At 40.6% G+C, this 4,824-nt stretch carries 5 protein-coding genes; 3 read left to right on the top strand and 2 right to left on the bottom strand.

All coding sequences use genetic code 11. The features are described from left to right. On the bottom strand, window positions 1-951 hold a 951-nt coding region (locus LC574_RS26840; protein ID WP_229456691.1), incomplete at its 3' end, for an AMP-binding protein. Between the two features lie 491 nt (window positions 952-1,442). After that, window positions 1,443-2,438 carry a DUF3102 domain-containing protein gene (locus LC574_RS26835; protein ID WP_229456689.1) on the bottom strand — a complete coding sequence of 332 codons (996 nt, stop codon included), beginning with the start codon at window positions 2,436-2,438 and terminating at the stop codon, window positions 1,443-1,445. Between the two features lie 569 nt (window positions 2,439-3,007). On the opposite strand from LC574_RS26835, the gene LC574_RS26830 reads away from it, so the two are divergent. Genes LC574_RS26830 through LC574_RS26820 form a run of 3 tightly spaced genes read left to right on the top strand, consistent with a single transcriptional unit; the run spans window position 3,008 to window position 4,463 of the window. Continuing rightward, window positions 3,008-3,733: a VOC family protein gene (locus tag LC574_RS26830; protein WP_229456687.1), complete on the top strand. Its 726-nt coding sequence runs from the start codon at window positions 3,008-3,010 to the stop codon at window positions 3,731-3,733. A gap of 52 nt (window positions 3,734-3,785) precedes the next feature. After that, window positions 3,786-4,121 (top strand): hypothetical protein, encoded by a 336-nt coding sequence (locus LC574_RS26825; RefSeq protein ID WP_229456685.1) that lies wholly within the window; start codon window positions 3,786-3,788, stop codon window positions 4,119-4,121. A 15-nt stretch (window positions 4,122-4,136) separates the two neighbouring features. Next, window positions 4,137-4,463 (top strand): MbtH domain protein, encoded by a 327-nt coding sequence (locus LC574_RS26820; RefSeq protein ID WP_229456683.1) that lies wholly within the window; start codon window positions 4,137-4,139, stop codon window positions 4,461-4,463. The last annotated feature ends 361 nt before the right edge of the window (window positions 4,464-4,824 follow it).

Genomic DNA, 4,824 nt, shown 5'->3' with positions numbered 1-4,824 from the left:
GGTTGCAAATAGTTCAAGAGTATCTTGCCGCACTGGTTCAGCACCATTAAACGCAACACTCCAACTACTTAAGTCGAGAGTTTCTTTTTGTTCTTGAGTAATCCTTTGAACACATTGTTCATAAGCAAAGTTGGGGCCACCACTGGTTGTGCCTTTGTAGCGGGAAATTGCTTGCAACCAGCGGTAAGGTCGTTGTAGAAAAGATGCTGGCGACATTAAGACGCAAGGAAAAGCACCATACAAAGGTTGCAAAATGCCGCCAATCAACCCCATGTCATGGTAAACAGGCAGCCAAGAGACAAACCTGCTGCTGATTGAATGTTCCATAAGTTGGTAAGTTACGGCGGCGTTGTGCAGCAGATTGCCATGACTGAGCATGACTCCCTTTGGTGTGCCTGTAGAACCCGAAGTGTATTGTAGAAAGGCTAGGGTATCTCCATTAATTGCAGGTTGCTGCCAAGAATCTTCGTTTAGATCGTGTGCTATGTTGTCAGTTGTCAGCCAGCGAAAATTTCCCTGTTTTGTTAGGAGTGTGAGTATTGATTGTAATGTGGGGAGCATTGCTGTTGTGGTGAGAGCAATACTTGCCTGTGCATCTATGCTAATAGCTTGTATTCTGGGCATTTTACGTTGATTGGAAGGCGGATAAGCTGGAATCGCCACTACCCCAGCATATAGACAACCGAAAAATGCGCTTAAGTAATCCAGTCCAGGAGGATAGAGCAATATGGCACGTTCCCCACTCAAACCAAGAGCTTGGAGTTGAGCTGCTACAGCCCGACTGCGCCGATCCAATTCATGGTAAGTCAGCGTTAATTCCTGAGTCTCTCCATCTTCAAGGAAAGTAAAGGCTTGTGTGTGCGGCATCTTAAAACTGCGATCGCGCAGAATATCAACGATTGTCGCACATTGAGAGGGAATTTCTGGAAATTTATTGATAATTTGAGTCATTACTATGCCTCAGCTAATCAGATGCAGACAAACAGTAGTGGCAAAATTAATTTCACTCTCACTCCTGGCTGAACAAGGGTTTGAATCAGTTGTTGTGGGTATCTTAGTTTAAAAATCCACTTAAATACAGCAAACCTTAAACAGACATACCTCTTTCTTGCTCAAGGTGGTGTTTTTACAGAATTCTTTAATTCAATTGAGAAAACTCAAAGAACAGACCTCAATTGCTCTAGGGAAGACAGGGCGAAATTAGTAAGTCACCGATGCAAGCTTTGATATTGCTAGTTATTTTCATTTAGACTTTCTTACATTACTAGGGATTGTGGCATTTGGCAATCCTGTAATTAATAGCTAATAATTATCAATATTTGAAATATGTGTCATTTTAGACTATTACTAAAATATTCTATGACCTTTGATAGATGTCAACGGCTGGAAACAGTTTGCGGCTTTCAACGACCTGATTTTAGCTGAAGATGAAATTCCGTTGTCTAAGGATAGTCTAATGGCTCAGTTGTTAATTGGGAGTGTGCGATCGCCTGACAACAACGCTCAATGCTGGGATCTCCCGAAAACACTCGCCGATTTAGCTGATGAGCGATTCCGATCATATCCCTACTTGGTAGCCAGGGAAAAATCACTATGTCCCCAGATGCCGAAAACATCTTGATTAGCTGTTTAATCAGCTGCTCCTTTAAATCTGATTCGGGAGAGATAATCACAGTCTTCGCCCGCTCAACTAACCAATCGTGATCCCAGTCATCGGAGGTAATGGCAATGGCAAGTGCAGCAAAAGGTATGCGTTCGATGAATTGTGGTGAAGCTGTATCACCACAAAATACAAAATGTTGCTTTTCCAGTAAAAACCAACTTGACTGGATTTTATTAGGAGTCTCACCTATTGTTGAGACTGAGGATGTTTTTGCTACAGAAATCTCTAAAACTGGCGTTTCAACTTTAACCGCTTCCTTCGGAATTATAGCCACAATCTCTGGCTTATTAGAAGTAAGTGGCTGTGGTGGCTCAGGCGAAGTAGCAACAGAGATAGACTGTGATTTCTCTTCCTCAATTACTTGACGAATACTCTTATGAGTTAAGGTTTCACCTTCATTAACACGTTGCAGAATTTCTTCACGGACGTTTTCTGGAGTTGATGGTGCTGCTAAAAGGTAGAGCGCAGATGTGGCAATATTTATTTGTGCAAGGTTTGCACGTTCAGTAAATGCTTCATAAACATTAATAAAATTGTAAGCAGTGCGTCGGCTCCAATCAAACTCAGCTTTCAGCCAAGTCTCAAACTCTCCATGCTTGAGCCGAGAACGCACGTCAGCCAGCTTCTGACCAATTTCCCAAATATCTTGTGCTGAACGTCGTAAGCGCTCCTTAATTTCTCCAGTTCGCTGTTGAATAACAATACGTTGTTCAGAATCCAAAATTTCATAGTTGAAGCCAGTGACTAGTTGACTCTGTTTTTTTAACTTGCTCACAATTTGTCTAGACTACCTTCTACACGAAACTTACCATAGTAATTATATGTTGATCTGCATAGCATCCAGTAACATCATTGCTGAAAAAGATTTCAGCTATAGAGAAGTTATTGGGTAAGTAGCTTGATATTCTTTAAGCTTAATGATAATCTTTATAATTAAGTAATTTCGTTGATTAACGATGAAAAAAGAAAAAAGCTGGCTTTTAATATCAAAATAGGGTATACGCAATTGAGTAATATTTCTAATTGATAGGACAACACCTGTGGGATCAGTCATACATGGCACTTACCGATAATAAAATGCCCCGCCGTCGCTTTCGTCCCCGGGGCGAAAGCGCCAAAGATATAGTCGTCTAGCCACAATACCCTTGATACAGCGGGGCATTTTATTTCTTAGATCTCCCCATTAACCTTTGGATGAAAACTACACTCATTTGAGTGCGGGTAAATAGAAGCTCAACCAAGACTACGGCTTAACTTTCCACACATGGGTTACTGAGTAAGCCAAATCTCTTTGGTTAGAGTCTAGAGTTTAGCAAGAAAAACTAAAGCTGAGAATTGGTTGCGATGCAAACAACGTCACCCCAAATAAGTGGGGATGATTTTTTTCTAGAGGTAGATCACATTTTTGTCTGCACGACAAAAGGCGCTGAAAGTGTCTCAGTTCTTGAAGAACTTGGTCTTTACTGCTCTAATCAACTAGTGCAGCATGTTAAACAAGGAACAGCCTCAAAGATAATTTTTTTTGAGAATACTTTTCTTGAGTTAATTTGGATAGAAGATAAACATTTAGTGGAACAGCAATCTGAGCTAATAGACGTTCATACGCTAATGCGTGTTCGTGAGCAACACACAGAAGCATCACCCTTTGGTATCGGTCTACGTAGGAAGTCTGATGAGAGCAAGTTGATGTCCCATTCAACTTCAGACTGGGTTGAGTGGATGCGAGGACAGATGTATATTAGTTTTGCAGCAGAAAATCTGGCAAATCAGGAAGAGCCTTTTTGCTTTGTGATTCCTGATTGTATTGCTCTGACAACTTGGCTTGATCGCTCATTAACAGCGCATCAACGGTTAATCTCTCATCCCTTGGGTATCAGAAAGCTAACGAGCGTAAAAATCATAATTAATAGTGACAAAAATTTGACTGATGCTATGTCTGTGCTTTGTACACATAGTGCTGTCGCTATTGAACAAGGGGGATCTCCGCTGCTAGAGTTAACCTTTGATGAGGGTATTAGAGAAAAACATCTCGATGCACGACCAATTCTGCCAATTTTGTTGAAATATTAAAACATAGCGTCATAGCATCGCTGCTAAAAAGAATCTGAACAGAGGTATTACTATGGCAACAATGGGAAAATATTGCAAAGCTTACTCTTTGAAAAAATTACGTGAGTTCAGTCAATGGATAGAGTATGCTGAAAATACAAGGAAAGAAAACAAGTCAGTTGAGGGTAAGTCAGTCGAAATTAATCGGGAGCTAACTGATGATGACTTTCTTTACCTGCAAGAAAACTACGTAGTCACGGATGGCATTTTCAAGGATGAGAATATCATTTTTGACAATGTAACTCCCGAATGGAAAGAGTTTTGCCACAAGACGCTGGTATTTGAGATTCCAGTATACGAACCAGTAAAAGTACAAGCATCAACAAATCAAAACAAAAGTGATTATTAAGGAGAAGACATCTGTATGAATGAGTTAGTGCAACGTTTATCATCCGGGGAACATTCTGTTGAAGCAAGCTTACGACCTGAAAAAACAGCTACAGCACTCAAAGAAAGTATTGACCGAGGTTATGTTCACATCAAATTTACAAATACTAATGGAGGTACTGATTTAGGTGTCAGACTCGACCCAGAAGCGTCTAATTTCCAGTCAGCTGATTTTGAGCATCAAACAGGGAGGGTTCATCTAGTTGGCAATCTGACACTGAATTACGTGAAAGTTCGATGTATTGCAGATATTGAACTAGCAACTTTAGAAGGTAAGGGACACCTTGAAACAGTGGAACAGTGAGATTTCCCCGTGCAAATTATTGTAGAGTACTCCCTTATCAAAACAGAATAAAGGCGTCAGTCGCCAGAATTCAGAATCGAATTCTGTGCACCCAGCGAATGAATAGGTTTAAGACCCCGACTAAATCATAGATTTGGTGCAAAACAATTAGTGGTGGGTTCTAATCCCCCACTTTCTTGTTCTGACTTCACGCCTAATGTGAATTAGGAAAAAAGGCGGGAGAAGTAAGAAGATGAAAGTTACCAGCTTTTCAACTCAGACTTCCCCCATGACTAGCATAGACTTTGGAACCCTAATTACAACAATATTTGTAGTGGTAGATGATTGGTATCAAAAGCAAGTAAAAAGCACAACACTCTTA

It is taken from the genome of Nostoc sp. CHAB 5715, assembly GCF_020829685.1.
Taxonomy (GTDB): Bacteria; Cyanobacteriota; Cyanobacteriia; order Cyanobacteriales; family Nostocaceae; genus Nostoc.
The sequence above is the reverse complement of the archived record's forward strand: the minus strand, read 5'-3'. Positions and strand labels throughout refer to the sequence as shown.

What these genes read in the sequence shown, in the direction of transcription:
- LC574_RS26820 (WP_229456683.1), top strand. Translation starts at nt 4,137, where the DNA reads ATGAATGAGTTAGTGCAACGTTTATCATCCGGGGAACATTCTGTTGAA.
- LC574_RS26830 (WP_229456687.1), top strand. Translation starts at nt 3,008, where the DNA reads ATGCAAACAACGTCACCCCAAATAAGTGGGGATGATTTTTTTCTAGAG.
- LC574_RS26825 (WP_229456685.1), top strand. Translation starts at nt 3,786, where the DNA reads ATGGCAACAATGGGAAAATATTGCAAAGCTTACTCTTTGAAAAAATTA.